Here is a 17,954-nt window from a genome sequence, read left to right as displayed (position 1 = left end):
GTTTCCCGAGCCGTTTCAGATTCATTTCGCGGCGTGCGCCACCAGCCCCGCAAGGGCCACGATGAGCGGGCCCATCAGGGGCAGCACCACGTTCGAGATCGCATAGGTGATCGTGTAGCCCAGCAGCGGCGTGGCATTGCCCGCGGCGTTCTGCACCGCGCTGAGCGCGGGCGTGCTGCACTGCTGGCCCGCGATGGCGCCGAGCAGCACGGGCGCTTCGAGCTTGAGCAGCCGGTGGCCGACGAACAGCGAGATGCTGGCCGGCACCACCGCGATGGCCACGCCCACCAGCGGCAGCGCGATGCCGAATTTCTTGATGAGCGCCAGCGCCTGCGGCCCCGAGGCAAGGCCGACGCAGGCGATGAAGGTGGCCAGGCCCAGGTCTTTCATGAGCGCGAGCGCTTCGGGTGGCACGCTCAGACGGTGCGGGTTCTTCGACTGGTACCAGCCGAAGGCCAGGCCGGTGAGCAGCGCACCGCCGCCCGTGCCGAGCGAGAAAGGAATGCCGCCGAGCTTCACGCTGAAGCCGCCGATGAACACGCCCAGCAGGATGCCCATGGCCGCGTAGCTGATGTTGCTGTGGGTCGACTCCACCACGCGGTCGCCCAGCAGCGGCAGCGCCCGCGACACGTCGAGCACCGGCCCGTAGAGCTTGAGCACGTCGCCGCGCTGCAGCTCCACGTCGTGCAGCAGCGGCATCGCGTTGCCGTCGCGCGACAGGCCGACGATCTGCACGCCGCGCGGCAGCGGCGCGCCCAGTTCGTGCAGCTCGCGCCCGAACCATTCGCGCCGGTTGACCACGACCTCGGTGGTCTCGACCACTGCGTCGAATGCCGTGGTGTTGGCGAACTCGCGGCCCAGCAACTCGGCCACGTTCACCAGCACGCTGCGCCGCCCGATGGCCAGCACCTGGTCGAAGGCCTGCAGCCGCAGCGTAGGCTCCACGGCCAGGCTCTGGCCGCGCCGCATCACGCGCTCGATGCTGGCGTGGCCGCCGAACATGCGGGTCAGCTCGCCGACGGTGCGCCCCCGGCCCACCGTGACCAGGAACACGCGGCCGACCATTTCGGGCACGGCGCTGGCCGACTCGGCATCGTCGCCGCCACCGCCCATCGTCTTCCAGAGCTTGTCGGCCTCGGCGCGCAGATCGACGCGCAGCACCAGCGGAAAAATCTGACTGGTGGCGACCACGATCGCAATCAGCCCGAAGACGTAGGTGATGGAGTAGGCAGTGACCACGTTGGCCTGCAATTGCTGGATGTCCGGCAGCGGCAGCGCCAGTTTCGAGATCGCGTCGGTCGCTGTGCCCACCACCGCCGATTCGGTGGCCGCGCCCGCCATCAGCCCCGCGGCCGTCCCTTGGTCGAGCGAGAGAAAAAGGGTGGCCGTCAGCACCAGTGCCAGCACCGCCACCACCTCGACGAGGCACAGCAGGCCGAGCCGCAATCCTTTGGCGTCGAGGTTGGCGAAAAACTGCGGACCGCCCGCATAGCCGAGTGCAAAGATGAAGAGCATGAAAAACACGTTTTTCACGCTGTCGTCCAGCTTGATGCCGAGCTGGCCCACCACCAGCGCGGCAATCAGCGTGCCGCAGATGCCGCCGAGCTGGATCGGCCCGAAGCGGATCTGACCGACCGCGTAGCCGATGGCGAGCACAAGGAACAGTGCGATTTCAGGCTGGCCCTGAAGGATCGCAGTCAGTGTGACCATTTACCGGTTGTCCTCTCTTTTGTTATTGGCGCGGCCGAATTGACACGTTCATGAAATCCAATGATTCCATTCTTCTTTCAATTGCCTTGCAGGGAGAACTTTGTTCTGACTTCATGAATCGCTGATTTTTCGAATTGCCTCTTACGATAAATCAACATTTAAAATTGCGGTGAAAACGTGCAAGGGGAGGTGAGCCAAATGCTCAATTTGCTAACAATATTCTTATTAAGTCAATTGCCAATAGGCGATTTGGCTTATGACGACGGTGCGGCGTCGCAATGAGCCGCCGCGTCAGCATCCAGACGCCGGCCGGCGATGCGTTGCAGTTCCACCAACTGGTGGGCCGCGAGGCGTTGAGCCAGCTCTACGCGTTCGACATCGACCTGCTGGGAAGCAGCAACGGCATCGATGCCAAGGCACTCCTGGGCAAGGCAGCGACCGTGTCGGTGGAAACCGAAGGCGGCGTGCGCTATCTGGGCGGCATCGCCACCCGCTTCGGTCTGCAGCAGGAAGATGCCCGCCATTCGTTCTACCGGCTGCGCATGCGCCCCTGGCTGTGGCTGGCCACCTTGCGCAGCGACTTCCGCATCTTCCAGGCGAAGAGCGTGCCGGACATCCTCACCGAGGTGCTGGGCCCCTACGGCTATCCCGTCGAGCAGAAGCTCTCGCGCGCCGACTACCGGCGCTGGGACTATTGCGTTCAGTACCACGAGAGCGACTTCGACTTCGTCTCCCGGCTGTGCGAGCTCGAAGGCATCTACTACTACTTTCGCCACGAGCAATCGCAGCATGTGCTGGTGTTCGCCGACGACATGGCCGGCTCGCACAGCCCGCTGCCGGGCGGTGAAGAAGTGCGCTACCACCCGCTGGAAAAGTCCGGCATGGGCCAGCGCGAGCGCATCTACGCCTGGGAGATCGCGGAAGAGGTGCGCCCCGGCCATCACTACAACGACGACTACGACTTCGAAAAGCCCAAGGCCGAGTTGTCGCACCTGCGGCAGATGCCGCCCGGCCACGACCACGACAGCTACGAAAACTACGAGTGGCCCGGCGGCTTCGTGCAGCACGGCGACGGCGAGACCTACGCGCGCATCCGCAATGAAGAGCAACTGAGCCAGCGCAACCGCGTGACCGGCCGCGCCAACCTGCGCGAGCTGGCCACCGGCCACACGTTGCGGCTCACCGGCCATCCGAAGGCAGACCAGAACCGGCAATACCTGCTGGTGAGCGTGAGCTACCACCTGCAAGAGAACCTGCAGGCCAGCGAAGGCGCGGAAGGCACCGAGGGTTCGGTGCAACGCTTCGCGTTCGATGCGCAACCCACCAGCTACCCCTGGCGCCCCGCGCGCACCACGCCCAAGCCGCGCACGCGTGGCCCGCAGACCGCGATGGTGGTCGGCCCGGCGGGCGAGCAGATCTGGACCGACCAATACGGGCGCATCAAGGTGCAGTTCCACTGGGACCGCATCGGCAAGGAAAACGAGAACTCCAGCTGCTGGGTGCGCGTGTCGACCGCGTGGGCTGGTGCCACCTTCGGCATGACCTCGGTGCCGCGCATCGGCATGGAGGTGATCGTCGACTTCCTGAACGGCGACCCTGACTACCCCATCGTCACGGGCTGCGTGCACAACGCCGACACCATGCCGGCCTGGGAGCTGCCGGGGCAGAAGCACCTGTCAGGCATCCGCAGCCGCGAGCTGGGCGGCGGGCGCGGCAATCACCTGGTGCTGGACGACACGCAGGGCAAGATCCAGGCGCAGCTGCGCAGCGACCACCAGTCCAGCCAACTGAGCGTGGGGCACATCGGGCGTATCGAAGACACCGCGGGGCGCAAGGATGCGCGGGGCCAGGGCTTCGAGCTGCGCACCGACGGACATGGCGCGGTGCGCGCGGCCAAGGGCCTGCTCGTCACCACCGAAGCGCGCGCCAACGCGCAGGCCCACACCACAGACATGGGTGAGACCGTGGCGCGGCTCACCCAGGGGCGCGACCTGCACGAGAGCCTGGGCGAATCCGCGCGCAACGCCAATGCGCACCAGGCCGGCGACCAGGACGACGTGGCGCGTGGCCTGAAGGAGCAGATCGACGCCATCAAGGGCCAGGGCGGCAACAGGGAGCAGGGCGAGTTCCCCGAGTTCCAGGAGCCGCATCTCACGCTGGCCAGCCCGGCCGGCATCCAGAGCACGGCGCAGGCGTCCACCCACATCGTGAGCGTGGAGCACACGGCCGTGAGCAGCGGCGCGCACGCGAGTTTTGCCACGGGCAAGAGCTTCCTGGTGAGCGCCAAGGACGCGGTGCGCATGGTCGCGTTCAACAACGGCATCCGCATGGCGGCGGCTGCCGCCGACATCGACATCACCGCGCTCAAGGACAGCATCAACGCTCTGGCCAAGCTGAACATCAAGCTTGAGGCCAACCGCATCACTATCACCGCCAAGGAAGAAGTGCTGATCAACGGCGGCAGCAGCTACACGCGCTGGAACGCGGGCGGTATCGAGAGCGGGACCGGCGGCTTGTGGCGCGCGCATGCGTCGTCGCATTCGATGGTGGGTCCGAAGAGCGACGGGCAACCGCGATTGCCGCAGCCGCCGCAGCTGCCGCGCGGGCAGCTCGACCTGTACCACCAGTACGTCAAGGCGGACGGTGCCAAGCGCCAGGGCGTGAAGCAGGGCGACTACACCGTGGTGGACTCCGAAGGCGCAACGCACACCGGCAAGCTCGATGCCAACGGCTTTGCCTCGCTGTCCGGCCTGCCGCTCGGGCAAGCCAAGGTCGCGTTCGGCGGCGACCCGAGCGACCCGTGGGACAAGGGCAGCTATTTCGGCGAGGCCAACCGTTGGCCCGCGCGGCCGGCGGGCGACAAGGCGCTTGACTCGCAGGGCGGCGGGAGCAGTTTCCTGGGCGGCCCTGGCGGCGGTTCGATGGCGGGGCTCGCGAGCGCTGGTGCCGATGCAGTCGGCTCGCTCGGCAGCCTGGGTGGTGCTGCGAGCAGCGGCCTTGGCCTGCTTGGCCAGGCCGGCGGTGCGCTGGGCAAGGCAGGCGGCCTCGTGAACCAGGTCGGGCAGGCCGCGGGCACGGCGCAGCAAGCCGTCGGCGCCGTGCAAGCCATCCAGCAGGGCGGTGCCAAGACGCTGCTCGGGCAGGTCGGCCAGACCGCCACCGGCATGGCCGCGCAGACCGTGGGCGCCATGGTGCCCAGGCTGCCAGCGCTGCTGCCGGGCCAGACGCCGGGCTTTGCTGGCTGATACCGCCAGCGCCGCTCGACAAGCACAAGAAATCAAGGGAGAGATTCGCGCATGGCTGACCAGCCCCCACAGAACAATGACGCGCAAGGCGCGCAAGCCAAGGAGCGCGAGCGCCAGGTCGCGGTGGCGCCGCTCAACACCATCGGTGTGGAAGACATCGGCGCAGGCGCCGCCAAGATCGACAGGTGGCTGCGCAAGCTCACCAACGACTACGTCACGCTCAACGTGCTGACAACCTTCGCGGGCAGCCTGCCGATCATCGGCAACATCATGGCGCTCATCGACGCGGTGTGGGACATCGTCGAGATGGTCACGAAGAAGGCCTACTCCGACGTGCTGCAGTGGGTGAGCCTGGCGATCAACCTGCTGGGCGTCATTCCATTCCCGCCCGCCACCGGCGCGGCGCGCATGAGCCTGCGGCCGATGCTGCATCTGCTCAAGCAGGAGATCGCCAAATCAGCCAAGAGCGTCGTGCCCAACCTCGGCGAGGCGTTCATGGCCGTGGTCATCACCCACCTGAACGACACCATCGCCGGCACGCTCGACAAGTTCGTGGACGAGGCGCTCGGCTACCTCGACGGCTTCCTGAAGTCGTGCGCGGAAAAGGTCGATGGCATTGCCGATGCGCTGATTGGTGCGCTGCAGGTGGCGCTGGGCGAGAAGCCCGTGTTCACGACCGGCGCCGTGGCCGAGAAAAACACCTACGACCCGAATACCCAGAGCACCTGGAGCCGCATGATGGCGGCCGCCGCCGAGGCCGCGAAGAAGTCCGCCAACTACGTCGCCGCAACCGCGAGCCACTACGCATTGCCCGACAGCGCCAAGGTGCTGATTCGGGACGCCGTCTCCAGCCTGACCGACATCAAGGGCCTGGCGCGCCAGCAGATCATGCGGCTGGGCGACGAGAGCCTGCAGTACGGCATCAAGTGGATGATCAAGATCCTCAAGGATGCGCTGCTCAAGCGAAAGGGAAAGCATGGCGCGACCCTTTCGGCAACCAACGGGGCGAAGGTGCAGGACAAGAAGCCCGGCGGCGAGCAGGGCGCAACGACCGCCCAGGCCCCCGCCAGCGGCGATCCGGGTTGCAAGAGCTGCGCGACGGGCGCCGCCGGCGGCGCCATCAGCCTGGCCACCGGCTGCGAGAGCTTCAGCCACACCGACTTCTCGCTGGCGGCGCCGCTGCCCATCGACTGGACGCGTACCTACCGCAGCAATCTCGGCGCCTTCGACCAGGGCAGCCTCGGCGCGCGCTGGGTCACGCCGTACAGCACGCGCGTGGACATTGCCAAGGCCCTCAAGGGTCGTCGCCAAGGCCGCATGAGCCTGATCTATCACGGTATCGACGGCCGCGGCCACGCCTTCCCGTTGCTGGCCGTGGGCCAGAGCCATCACGACCCGATCGAGGAGATGACGCTCACGCGCCTGAGCGAACGCCTGCTGGTGGCGGACTTCGGCAAGCCCGTGCCGGCCGGCGAGTCTGCCGACTGGCGCGAGACCTATGAACTGGTGGACACCGTGCCCGCCAAGGCCGCGTCGCAGGGCAAGCAGCACTTCCGGCTGGTGGCGCAGCACACGGTGGGCGGCGCCGCCATCGGCCTGCGCTACGACCACGTGATTGCCGCGACCGGCGAGCAGGTGCTCAGCGACATCGTCAGCAAGCAGGGCGAGGTCGTCATCGCCCACGTCGGCACGCAGCCGGATGCCAGCACCGGCCTGATCAAGTCGCTGTGGGAGCTGAAGGGCGGGCAGGTGGTTCGTCAGCTGGCGGCCTACACGCACGACGGCGAAGGCGACCTCGTCACCGCGCAGGACGAGAACGGCGCCGCCTGGCAGTACAGCTACAGCCATCACCTCGTGACCCGCTACGCCGACCGCACTGGCCGCGGCATGAACCTGCAGTACGACGGCACCGGCGTCGACGCCAAGGCCGTGCGCGAATGGTCCGACGACGGTAGCTTCGCGCTCACGCTAGAGTGGGACCGCAACATCCGCCTCACCTACCTGACGGACGCCGCCGGCGGCGAGACCTGGTATTACTACGACGTGCTGGGCTACACCTACCGGATCATCCATCCGGACAAGCTCGAGGAATGGTTCCTGCGCGACGACGCCAAGAACATCACGCGCCACATCCACACCGATGGAACCACCGACGACTACGTCTACGACGCCAAGGGCAACCTGAAGACGCACATCCGCGCGGATGGCAGCAGCATCCACTACGAGTACGACGCGCGCCACCGCGTCACGGGCATCCTCGATGCCGAAGGCGGCGTCTGGAAGCGCGAGCACGACGCCCAGGGCAATCTGGTCGAAGAGACCGACCCGCTCGGCCACAAGACCGGCTACGCCTACGACGAGGCCGGCCGGCCGGTGCGCATCACCGATGCGAAAGGCGGCTCGAAGACGCTCGAGTACATGCCAGCCGGCCAGCTCGCCAGCTACACCGACTGCTCCGGCAAGACCAGCCTGTGGGCATACGATGGCCGCGGGCGCCTCGTCAAAGCCGTCGACGCGGCCGGCAATGCCACCCGCTACCGCTACACCCCCGTCGTGGAGACCGCGACGCAAGGCGACGGCAACCACCCCGGCCACCCGAGTTCGACACCAAACCGCCGTTTTCCGATGTTTTCGCGGACCGGTGCCATATGAATCAAGCACTTAGCTGAGGCGTTTTGATTTTTATGTAGTGGCAATGTTTTATTGCTGATGTGTTGGCAATTGCCCGTATTTTTTTGCTACACTTCTTCTATGTTCATCAAGCTCACCCGCTCAGGCGGCCACACCTACGCCCAGTTGGTGGAGTCCTTCCGAGACGAACACGGCAAACCCCGCCAGCGCACGCTGGCCACCATCGGGCGGGTGGACGAAACAGATGGACAAGTCGACTCACTGCTGGGCGGTCTGCTTCGCGCCAAGGGTCGCTCACTGAGTGAGACATCCGTTCCCCAGGTGCGTTTTGAATCCGCACTGGCCCTGGGCGATGTCTGGGCGCTGGATCAACTCTGGCACGAGTTGGGTTTCGATGGCTTGGCTGCTGTCTTTCGCCGCGCACGCTTTACCAACCCCATCGAGCATGCCCTGCGGGTGATGGTCTTTAACCGGCTGTGCGACCCCGACTCCAAGCTCGGGTGCTGCGCTGGCTGCAAACCGTCAGCATGCCGGGTATCGATGCAGAGGCACTCACCCACCAGCAACTGCTGCGCAGCATGGATGCGCTCATGGACCACCAGGACGCGGTGGATGAATGCGTGGCGGGCCTTTTGCGCCCGCTGATTGATGAGGATCTGTCGGTGGTGTTCTACGACCTGACCACCATCCGCGCCCAAGGACTGAGCCAGCAAGAGGGTGACGTGCGCCGCTATGGGATGTCCAAGGAAGGCATGGTGGTGCGCCAATTCATGCTCGGCGTGGTGCAAACAGCCGACGGCATGCCTATCTATCACGAGGTGTTTGCGGGCAACACAGCCGAGGCACCGACGTTGGAGCCGACCTTGAAGAAGGTGATGGCGCGTTACCCGCACATCCGCCGCCTGGTGGTGGTGGCTGACCGTGGGCTGCTTTCGCTGGACAACATAGAGGCCTTGTCCGAGTTGCGCTTGTCGGGTGGGGCCAGCGGATCAACCGATCAAGCGCTGGAGTTCATCCTGGCAGTGCCGGGGCGGCGCTATGGCGAGTTCGCAGACATACTGGAGCCGATCAACGCCCGAGCCCGAGCCCGCGCATCAGAGCAAGAAACGACAGAAGAGACTATCGATGAGGCGCAATGGCAGGGTCTTCGTCTGGTGGCGGCCCATAACCCGCAGCAGGCGGCCGAGCAGACTGCCAGTCGTCAGGCGCGCATTGACCAATTGCGCCAGCGCGCCGACCAGCTGGTGGGCAAGCTCGATTCGCAAGATGCAGGCAAGGCACACCGGGGTAGAAAGCTGTCTGATGCGGGTGTGACGGCACGCTTCTTCCATGAGGTGAGCGAGGCGCACCTCAAGCGCATCATCAAGGTCGATTTGCATGCCGATCTGTTCACGTATGACATCGACCAGGCAGCTCTGGCCCGCGCCCAGGCGATGGATGGCAAGCTGCTGCTGGTGACCAACGTGGCGGACTTGACACCCAAAGAGGTGGTGCAGCGCTACAAGGCACTGGCAGACATCGAACGGGGATTTCGGGTGCTGAAGTCGGAGATCGAGATTGCGCCGGTGTTCCACCGCCTGCCCGAGCGCATCAAGGCGCATGCGAGCATTTGCATGCTGGCCCTGATCCTGTACCGCGTGATGCGCCAGCGCCTGAAGATGAGTGGCAGCGATTTGTCACCGGAGGCTGCCCTGGCGGACTTGCGGCGAATTCAGCGCCACCGTGTGAGCATCAACAATGCCGCGCCCATTGCGGGCGTCTCTTCCATCGTCCAACGCCAGACCGATGTGCTGGCCGCACTGAAGATCAAAAAACCCCAGCAAGACACCCAATTGAGCCTGCTGTAGTGGCAGCCGAGAGTCTTGGCCCATACAAATCAAGCACTTAGCGCGGTTGGTGTCGAACTCGGGCGGCCAGCTCGAAGAAATCGTGCTGCCCGACGACACGCGCGAGCATTTCGCGCACGACGCCGAAGGCCGCCTGCTGTGCCACACCGATGCGCTGGGGCGCCGCACGCGCTACAGCTACACCCGCGCCGGCCTGGTCGCGGGGCGCGTCGATGCCGCCGGCCATACGCTGCGCTACCACTGGGACCTGATGGGCCGGCTCACCGAACTGCACAACGAGAACGGCAGCCGTTACGACTTCAGCTACGACCCCGTGGGCAGGCTGCTCGAAGAAGTCGGCTTCGACAAGAAGTCCACGCAGTACCGCTACGAGCCGACCACCGGCGTGCTGGCCGAGGTGATCGAAGCGGGCCAGGGCACCACGCTCGAGTTCGACGCGCTTGGCCGCCTCGGCGAGCGCCGGGCCGGCGGCGAGGCGGAACGCTTCGCCTACGACGGCAATGGACGGCTGGTCGAGGCCTCCAACAGCGACGCCCGGCTTCAATGGTTCTACGACCGCGCGGGCAACCTCGTGCGCGAACACCAGCACTACCTGGAGAGCTCACGCACGGCGGTCTGGCGCCACGGCTACGACGAACTCAACCAGCGCGTGACCACCATCCGCCCCGACGGACACATCACGCAATGGCTGACCTACGGCTCCGGCCACGTGCACGGACTACTCATCGACGGGCAGGACGTGCTGGGCTTCGAGCGCGACGACCTGCACCGCGAGATCACGCGCGAACAGGGCAACGGCCTGACGCAAAAGCAGCGCTACGACCCGGCCGGCCGCCTGCTCGAACAGCAGATCTCGCAGACCCGGCCCGGCGCGATCGAGTCCCTCGGCGGCATTCGCCGCAGCTATGCGTACGACAAGGCGGGACAACTGGTGGCCATCGGCGACAGCCGCCGAGGCAACCTGAGCTACCGCTACGACCCGGTGGGACGCCTGCTCGAAGCCAACAGCCGCCTGGGGCGCGAGACCTTCGCATTCGATCCTGCAGGGAACATCGGCCACCCTTCTTCAGACACGGAAGGCGATGCACAGGCAGCAGCAGGCCGCATCACCAACCGCGTTGCCGTTCGCCTGGGGGGTGACGGCCGCAGCATGGCCGGCCGGCTCATGGACAACCTGCTGAAGGACTATGCCGGCACCCACTACAAGTGGGACGAGCGCGGCAATCTTGTCGAGCGCAGCCGCAACGGTGAAAAGACGGTATTCACCTGGGACGGCTACAACCGCATGCGCAGCGCCGAAACCTTCGGCGAGACCACGAGCTTCAGCTACGACCCGCTGGGCCGCCGTATCGCCAAGCGCACGGGGCATGCCTGCACCTTGTTCGGCTGGGACGGCGACACGCTGGCGTTCGAAAGCACGCAAAGCACGGAAGCGCGACAGGAACAGATGTGGCGCGGCGACAGCGTCCACTACATCCACGAACCCGGTTCGTTCGTGCCCCTGATGCAGATCAGGCAGGCCCAGGCCGTTGCATTGAGCGAGACCACCGACGTGAAGGCGCTGATCGCGGACAACGGCGGACGCTACGACATCGAGCAGGACCCTCTATGGAATGGGGAGCAGAGCCGGACACCCGCGCCGTTCGGCAAGGAAGAGATCGCCTTCTACCAGTGCGATCACCTGGGTACGCCGCAGGAGCTGACGGATCACGAGGGGCGTGTGGCCTGGTCGGCGAGCTACAAGGCTTGGGGGGAGGCGAGGCAGGCGATCAGTGAGGCGGGCAGGAGGGCTGGCTTCCGGAACCCTATCCGCTTCCAGGGGCAGTATTGGGATGACGAGACGGGGCTGCATTACAACCGGTACCGGTACTACGACCCTCTTGCGGGAAGGTTCATATCAAAGGATCCTATTGGCCTGAAGGGAGGAGTGAACGCACTTTTTTATGCCCCAAATCCAGTGGAATTTATTGATCCACTAGGATTGCAGGGAAATCGGGCTAATCGCAGAGCGGGGAAAATTCTTGCTGACAATGATGCTGCAACGGGAGGGCATGCTTACTCTCGGCATGGCGCTCACACAACAATGCCGGAGCAGGAAAGGCGTGCTATGACTGGCGTGCCTCCCGATAATCCATGCAAAATTCCGCAAACTCACGGTCCTGATTCAACAAGATTTATTAGGAATACCGATCAATTGGATGCTATTCAGAAAGGGCGGTCTGCAATGAATGCCTCTGGTCAAAACAGTGCCACATTCGATATGGGAAGAACTATTGGTGAAGGCTATCGTAGCGGTGGAGGATGTCCCATCACTACATCGCGCGTCACAGTTCGCAGAAATAATTCTGGAGATGTATATACGGCGTATCCGCAGTTATGAAATCGTTGAATTTGAATTATCTGCGTGGAGTTTATGATTTTTTGTTTGGCAAGAGCGATGAGGAGTTGGAAGGGTTTGATATTAATTTGGATGCCAATAGAAAGATTCTTTTTGAAGAGATGGGGCGTAGCTTTTCAAAATTCGGCCCAATTTCAAAAGAAAACATAATCAATGGAATTAATTTCATTTTGATTAACTGCTCCGACGACCAGTTGTGGCGGAGTGCGATTCCTCACGATCTTCCTCTTAATCGCGTAATAGATAGGCGAAATTATTTGAAAGATATGCTTTTTGCGTTAACAAAAACAACTCCATCTTTGGTGGATGCAAAAGATTTTGTTTTGATTGATGAAATCGGGCCCAACGGCTTGGATTATTCGAAATAGAAGAGGATTCTTCTTGGTGGCGCGTAACCAGGAAGGCCTCGGTCGATGACCTTATGGCCCAGCTGTGGTCGCTTCATTTCCCGCGATCCGATCGGCTTATTCGGCCGCCTGAATCTGCATTGGATGAAAAGACGGGCTGCACTACAACCGGTATCGGTACTACGACCCGCAGAGTGGGCGATTTGTCTCAGATGATCCTATCGGGTTGGTCGGCGAAATCAACTTGTGCCAGTACGCGCCGAAACCAGTGGATTAAGTGGATTCGGTGGGGCTAGCGCGCAAAAGAATTCCTAAACCTTCTCCGCTGCCGGCTGAGCCTAAGAAATGCACAGCCACAAGATCTTCGAAGGACGCTCGTCGAGAGGTCATGCGTCGTGCCGGTATAGCAACGTCTTCTATGCCGTTTGCTCAACGCACTCCACCCAAGACAACTTCGGGATTCGAGCAATATCTGTATAAGACCACTGGTGAAGGCGGCAGAGAGCGAACAATGGTCGTCTCACATCACGAACCCGATAGCGACCACGCTTGTGCTCATTGGCATGCAGCCGAAGCAAAAACCATCGATTCAAATGGGTTGCCATCCACGTTTTCCAATGGTGCATGGAAATATCAAGCAAACGGATCTGTAGTGGAGCACAAATGATCGAGTTTAATCTGACAAAAACTCAGGAGAAAAAATTTGCTCTTATGCAGAGGATGAATTTTGAGAGATTATCTCTCGATCCAAGTTTTGCTTTGGGTGTGATTGAATTTCCTGAATCTTCAATTCTCCTGCAGAAAATAAGCGACATCGCAAATTCTAAAAATAATTCGGAAGTGCAGGGAAGGGAACGTTTGTTTGAGTACTTGCTGAATTTCTCGATAAATCAAGATGAGGCGTATTTTTTAATTCTTCCTGGCCTTTTGCCTCAAAATGGTTTTACTTATACAAAGTATCCCGCGATTAAGGTTGATGCAAAAAAAATACATCCGCTTCTCAATTTGGTGCGAGGAAAAATTGCTGAGCCAGATTATTTTTCATTGGTCTCCGAAAAGCTTGAGCACGGTATCGTTTTGGATGTTTATGCAGGAAATCCAGAATTGCATGGAACCGATAAGGAAATTCTCCAAATTGCCACTTGGTAATCAGCTTAATGATCGCGAGTTTGTGTCAATGGATTCGATGAAAACACATATCGGAATTCGTAATCCTATCGATTTGCGGTCTATGATTTATATGAATTTGGAGATCGAATGGGGAAACATAAAGGTAATGCGGGCAGGATCATTGATTTAAAATAATTGAAGCGCAAGAACGGAAATTCATGATCAATTCTGTGAGTGAGTTTATGGCATTGTGTGATTCGAGGGACGAATCAGGTATTGCCCGATCGCTTCGGGATGAGGCGCCTTTTGGCGTGTGGGAAGAGTTGATTTTGAATTTTCAATCTCGAAAAATTGATGTGGCGCAAAATATAACAATTTCAGTCGCGGTGATGGGTTTTAGCCATTCATGGGGACGAGATTGTGCGATCAATTTTGGCGGAAAAAAGAAATTTGCCATCAGATATTTTCAAGTTGCTGTCGAAAGATTCTAGCTCGTTAGTTCGAAGGAAGATTGCGGCAAATAAAAAAACTCCTCTTGTCATGGTGGGGAATCTTGCCAATGATGAAGATGAGGATGTTGCACGTGTTGCGAAATTCAGATTGAAATGAGGCGGACGAAAGGGGAAATAGAAGAACGCGGTGATTAATGCCCACGGTGGGCACTACAACATTGAGCAGTAGCTGTTATGGAATGGGGAACAGAGCCGAACATCCGCGCCGTTCCGCAAGGAAGAGATTTCTTTCTAGCAATGCGATCACCTGGGTACGCCGTAGGAGCTGACGGATTGCGAGGGGCCTGTTGCCTGGTCGGGAGCTACAAGGCTTGGGGGGAGGCGAGGCAGGCGATCAGTGAGGCGGGCAGGAGGGCTGGCTTCCGGAACCCTATCCGCTTCCAGGGGCAGTATTGGGACGACGAGACGGGGCTGCATTACAACCGGTATCGGTACTACGACCCGTACGTGGGTCGATTCGTTAGGGCTTCAGCGGTCAAAAGGATGTCCTGACGCACTTGAAAAAGCGAAGCAAGAAGCCGCAAGGCTCAGGGCAGCAGGTGGAAAACTACCTACGGCAACGTGCGCGATGGTAAACCGCAGAACCGGAAAGGTATACACCGGCACCAGTGGGGCAAAGCCTTCCAATTCAGCGCTAAGTTGGGGGTGAGTCTTGGGACACTCATAACTGCGCGGAAATTGATGCCGCAAACAAGGCGATAAAAGGTGGGTCGTCGATCGTTGATCTCGATGTGGCAACTGTTTATACAAAATCTGGAGCGCCAATGCCGTGCTGCAGAAATTGTTCTGTAACCTTTGGAAATTTTAAAGTCTTGGCGGGCAAGAGGTGAGTTGATGAGCTATCAATTTAATGGCGAATTGATTTCAATTTTGGAGCGCTCTGGGTGGAGTTCGATGCGAAAGGCAAGAACAAATCAGTATGCCTCTGATTGGAAGAGGGATGGCTACAAGGTATTCCAGCAGGCCTTGGATTTTTCTGCGTCTTTTGGAGAAATAAGATTAGCGCACCCTGCGTATGCCGGAGGTGCTTTTGATGAGAGTTATTTTGACCCTTCTGCTGCAACGCGACGCTTGGATCGAGCTTGGGTGGTTGAGGATTACGAGGGGCTTGCAATGGAGCGATTAATTCCAGTTGGCCAAGGGTATTCTGGGCATTTGAATTATTTGATCGGTGATCGGGGTGGCTTTTATGGTGGATACGACGATTATTTTTGCAGAATAGGGAAAACCGTGGAGGAAGCAATGAAGAAGATTTTGCTTGGAGGAAATTTCGAAAAACTGCCTGGCCTATAGGGCGTACATCGTCTGTCGACAGGATGAAATCCAACAGCGGCGTCGATATGTTAATTTTCCAAAGGATCTAGATGGCTGAAATGAAGGAGGTTTGGGTTTTTAATGGGCTGGACGCAAAGTTCCCTTCTGCGGTTTTTGCGATCCAAGAGGACGCTTTGGAATGGATTGAGAAGTATCGGCTGACTGGTGTTTTGACTAAATATCCAGTGGGGATTTCTATTTATGACTGGGCGATTGAAAGTGGTAATTTCAAGGTGAGATCAAAAAAAGATCTAATGCCGAAATTTATAGAGGGATTTTCGAGCGCAGCGCAAGAGCATATGCATTTTAAAAATGGGGCTTTCGATTGATTTTTTTGGAGAAAATTTACTCCATTCGTATTGAGGCGCACTGTAGCCATTGCGTGAAACTTTCAATCGAAGATGGCCGCGCCGAGTTCTGTCAGGAACGGTGAATTTGTTGTTGTTTTGCTAATTCTGTCAAATCGTCCTTGATTGATAAGATGTTTGTGAGAAATAAAAATGCCAGGGCCGTACAGCGAAGATGAAGAGAAAGCACTCGACGTTATCGAAGATCAGCTAATGGCTGCTCAGGTTTCTTCGGCTCGCATGATGAAGATGTATGCGGAATTTCTGCGCAAGTGCATCTTGGCTCGTCACTTTGACAGCACTGTTCCATCGATGCAGTTGGTTTTTATCTCCAAGCATCTTTTGACGGCAATATCCAGTTTTGGCACAGATAGCGGTGACGAATTGCGGAGGTCGAGTAGACGTGAACTCTGGTTTTTGTCCGATCGCTTTGAAAAAGAAAATCCAACCTTGGCTGCTTTGAGTCGATGCGCCGTTTGTTGCTGCAGTGAGGAGGGCGAATGGAATCCTGAGAATAGCGAGAGCCTGACGCCTATTCCGTTCTACCTTTTTCTGCTCAAGCGACTCGATTCCAATATGGGGCTCGAGTTTTTGAGATATGCGCGTGTCCACCTGCTTGATTTTGCTTGATAAAAAATCCATTCGGCAGATCCGGATCAAGGCAGCCATAAATAAGCTCATGCAGCAAGTGGAAGAGCCGGCGATTTATTTTGGTAGGAAATTTGCGGTAACGAAAACTTCAGCGATGAGCTCGCTGAATAAACGGGCGGAAAAATGAGTTCTCAAATAATCATCCTCAACCACGACCTCTGGCGCAAAGGCACCGGCGGCGCCCCTGCCGGCTTGATCGGCCAAGCCGACAGCTTTGCCTACGCAGGCCTCGACCTGAACCTTGCGCAGTTCGCATCCAGTACCTTCTCCGCGAGCAGCTTCACGAGCACCACCTTCAAGCAAGCAGGCTGGACTGCGTGCCAATTCACCAACTGCACCTTCAGCGCATGTGACTTCGAAGGCATCGCCATTTCCGGCTGCACGTTCGTCAACTGCACATTCAGCCATTCGCGGTTCAACGCAGCCCGGCTCAGCGACTCGAGCTTCAGCCGGTGCACCTGGACCGATCTCAACTTCGACGGCAACACATGGTCGAGCCTCGACGTGCTCGACTGCCGCGGCAACCGGATCCAGGCCAGCAACCTGCAAGGGGAGCGCGTGAACTTCACGGGAAGCGAGTTCGAGGACATGAATTTCGAGAACGCCCGGATCAACAGCTGACAGCGATCCAGACGAGACCCCCAGAGAAGACCCCCCCTACGCTGATGCACCCACCTCCGGGTTTCCGATAACTAAATCAGCTTGATTTAGTCCATCTCCTGGCCGATAGTCGCCCTGCGCCCGGACGCCGAGCCTTTCACTTCAAGAAAGCCCGAGCGATCCGGTTCCAAAAGACCGCAGGCGCTACGCCGCCTGTCCAAGGAGACACACCATGCTCAGCAGCTCCCGCTCCATCCTGGCCGTGGCGGCCATGTCCCTCGTTGCGGCCAGCGGCGCCTTCGCCGCCGACCAGCCCATCATCGGTCTCGTCACCAAGACCGAAACCAATCCCTTCTTCGTCAAGATGAAGGAAGGCGCGCAGGAAGAGGCGAAGAAGCAGGGCGCCAAGCTGCTCTCGGGCGCGGGCAAGGCCGACGGCGACAACGCGGGCCAGATCACGGCGATGGAGAACATGATCGCGGCCGGCGCCAAGACCATCCTGATCACGCCGAGCGATGCGAAGGCCATCGTGCCCGCGATCAAGAAGGCGCGCGACAAGGGCGTGATGGTGATCGCGCTCGACAGCCCGGCCGATCCGCCGGACGCCACCGACGCGCTGTTCGCCACCAACAACTACACGGCCGGCGTGCTGATCGGCGAATACGCCAAGGCCGCGATGGCGGGCAAGCCCGCGAAGATCGTCGCGCTCGACCTGCTGCCGGGCCACCCGGTGGGCGCGCAGCGCCACAACGGCTTCATGAAGGGCTTCGGCCTGCCGGCCAACGACCCGAAGTCGAACGAACTGTCGAAGGCACCCGAGATCGTCTGCATGGCCGACAGCTACGGCGACCAGGCAAAGGCGCAGACGGTGATGGAAAACTGCCTGCAGAAGGCGCCCGACGTGAACCTGGTCTACACCATCAACGAACCCGCGGCGGCCGGTGCGTACAACGCGCTCAAGCGCGCGGGCAAGGAAAAGGGCGTGATGATCGTGTCGGTCGATGGCGGCTGCCAGGGCATCAAGGACACGGCCGCGGGCATCATCGCCGCGACCTCGCAGCAGTACCCGCTGAAGATGGCCGCGATGGGCGTGGCCGCGGGCGTGGAGTTCGCCAAGACCGGCAAGAAGGCCTCGGGCTATGTGGACACCGGCGTCACGCTGATCGCCGGCAAGAGCGTGGCGGGCGTCGACAGCAAGGACACCAAGACAGGCGCCGAGCTGTGCTGGGGCAAGAAGTAATC

At 60.2% G+C, this 17,954-nt stretch carries 12 protein-coding genes and 3 pseudogenes; 14 read left to right on the top strand and 1 reads right to left on the bottom strand.

The genetic code is table 11. The annotated features are described in order from the left end of the window. Nucleotides 1–21: 21 nt before the first annotated feature. Nucleotides 22–1,710: an aspartate-alanine antiporter gene (aspT, locus tag L3V85_RS23005; protein ID WP_237675010.1), complete on the bottom strand. Its 1,689-nt coding sequence runs from the start codon at nt 1,708–1,710 to the stop codon at nt 22–24. 278 nt (nt 1,711–1,988) lie between these two features. Between aspT and L3V85_RS23000 the strand changes: the two genes are divergently transcribed. From L3V85_RS23000 to L3V85_RS22935, 14 genes and pseudogenes are all read left to right on the top strand, one after another. After that, a complete protein-coding gene (locus tag L3V85_RS23000; RefSeq protein WP_237675009.1) occupies nt 1,989–4,955 on the top strand; it encodes a type VI secretion system Vgr family protein in 2,967 nt (988 codons plus the stop codon). Nucleotides 4,956–5,006: 51 nt separating this feature from the next. After that, complete coding sequence (locus L3V85_RS22995) at nt 5,007–7,607, top strand: DUF6531 domain-containing protein (RefSeq protein ID WP_237675008.1); 2,601 nt, start codon at nt 5,007–5,009, stop codon at nt 7,605–7,607. Between the two features lie 99 nt (nt 7,608–7,706). Then, a pseudogene (locus L3V85_RS22990) lies at nt 7,707–9,433 on the top strand (IS1634 family transposase). A 49-nt stretch (nt 9,434–9,482) separates the two neighbouring features. Beyond that, on the top strand, nt 9,483–11,813 hold the full coding sequence (locus tag L3V85_RS22985; RefSeq protein ID WP_237680632.1) for an RHS repeat-associated core domain-containing protein: 2,331 nt from the start codon (nt 9,483–9,485) through the stop codon (nt 11,811–11,813). After that, complete coding sequence (locus tag L3V85_RS22980) at nt 11,810–12,199, top strand: hypothetical protein (RefSeq protein ID WP_237675007.1); 390 nt, start codon at nt 11,810–11,812, stop codon at nt 12,197–12,199. The genes L3V85_RS22985 and L3V85_RS22980 overlap by 4 nt, the downstream gene beginning before the upstream one ends. A 133-nt stretch (nt 12,200–12,332) precedes the next feature. After that, nucleotides 12,333–12,449 (top strand): annotated as a pseudogene (locus L3V85_RS22975) (RHS repeat-associated core domain-containing protein); the annotation flags it as partial. 392 nt (nt 12,450–12,841) lie between these two features. Beyond that, nucleotides 12,842–13,327 carry a hypothetical protein gene (locus L3V85_RS22970; RefSeq protein WP_237675006.1) on the top strand — a complete coding sequence of 162 codons (486 nt, stop codon included), beginning with the start codon at nt 12,842–12,844 and terminating at the stop codon, nt 13,325–13,327. A gap of 179 nt (nt 13,328–13,506) precedes the next feature. Beyond that, the gene (locus L3V85_RS22965) at nt 13,507–13,779 is read left to right on the top strand and encodes a hypothetical protein (RefSeq protein WP_237675005.1); all 273 of its coding nucleotides are present in this window, start codon (nt 13,507–13,509) and stop codon (nt 13,777–13,779) included. A 259-nt stretch (nt 13,780–14,038) separates the two neighbouring features. After that, nucleotides 14,039–14,262, top strand: a pseudogene (locus L3V85_RS22960) (RHS repeat-associated core domain-containing protein); the annotation flags it as partial. A gap of 372 nt (nt 14,263–14,634) precedes the next feature. Next, on the top strand, nt 14,635–15,093 hold the full coding sequence (locus L3V85_RS22955) for an SUKH-3 domain-containing protein (protein WP_237675004.1): 459 nt from the start codon (nt 14,635–14,637) through the stop codon (nt 15,091–15,093). A 71-nt stretch (nt 15,094–15,164) separates the two neighbouring features. Then, nucleotides 15,165–15,443 (top strand): DUF7710 domain-containing protein, encoded by a 279-nt coding sequence (locus tag L3V85_RS22950; protein WP_237675003.1) that lies wholly within the window; start codon nt 15,165–15,167, stop codon nt 15,441–15,443. A gap of 171 nt (nt 15,444–15,614) precedes the next feature. Further along, nucleotides 15,615–16,091 carry a hypothetical protein gene (locus tag L3V85_RS22945; RefSeq protein WP_237675002.1) on the top strand — a complete coding sequence of 159 codons (477 nt, stop codon included), beginning with the start codon at nt 15,615–15,617 and terminating at the stop codon, nt 16,089–16,091. 144 nt (nt 16,092–16,235) lie between these two features. Beyond that, on the top strand, nt 16,236–16,733 hold the full coding sequence (locus L3V85_RS22940) for a pentapeptide repeat-containing protein (RefSeq protein ID WP_237675001.1): 498 nt from the start codon (nt 16,236–16,238) through the stop codon (nt 16,731–16,733). Between the two features lie 211 nt (nt 16,734–16,944). Continuing rightward, nucleotides 16,945–17,952, top strand: coding sequence for a sugar ABC transporter substrate-binding protein (locus L3V85_RS22935; protein ID WP_237675000.1), 1,008 nt, complete (start codon nt 16,945–16,947; stop codon nt 17,950–17,952). Nucleotides 17,953–17,954: the final 2 nt, after the last annotated feature.

The organism is Variovorax paradoxus, from assembly GCF_022009635.1.
In the GTDB taxonomy this organism is placed as follows: Bacteria; Pseudomonadota; Gammaproteobacteria; order Burkholderiales; family Burkholderiaceae_C; genus Variovorax.
The sequence above is the reverse complement of the archived record's forward strand: the minus strand, read 5'-3'. Positions and strand labels throughout refer to the sequence as shown.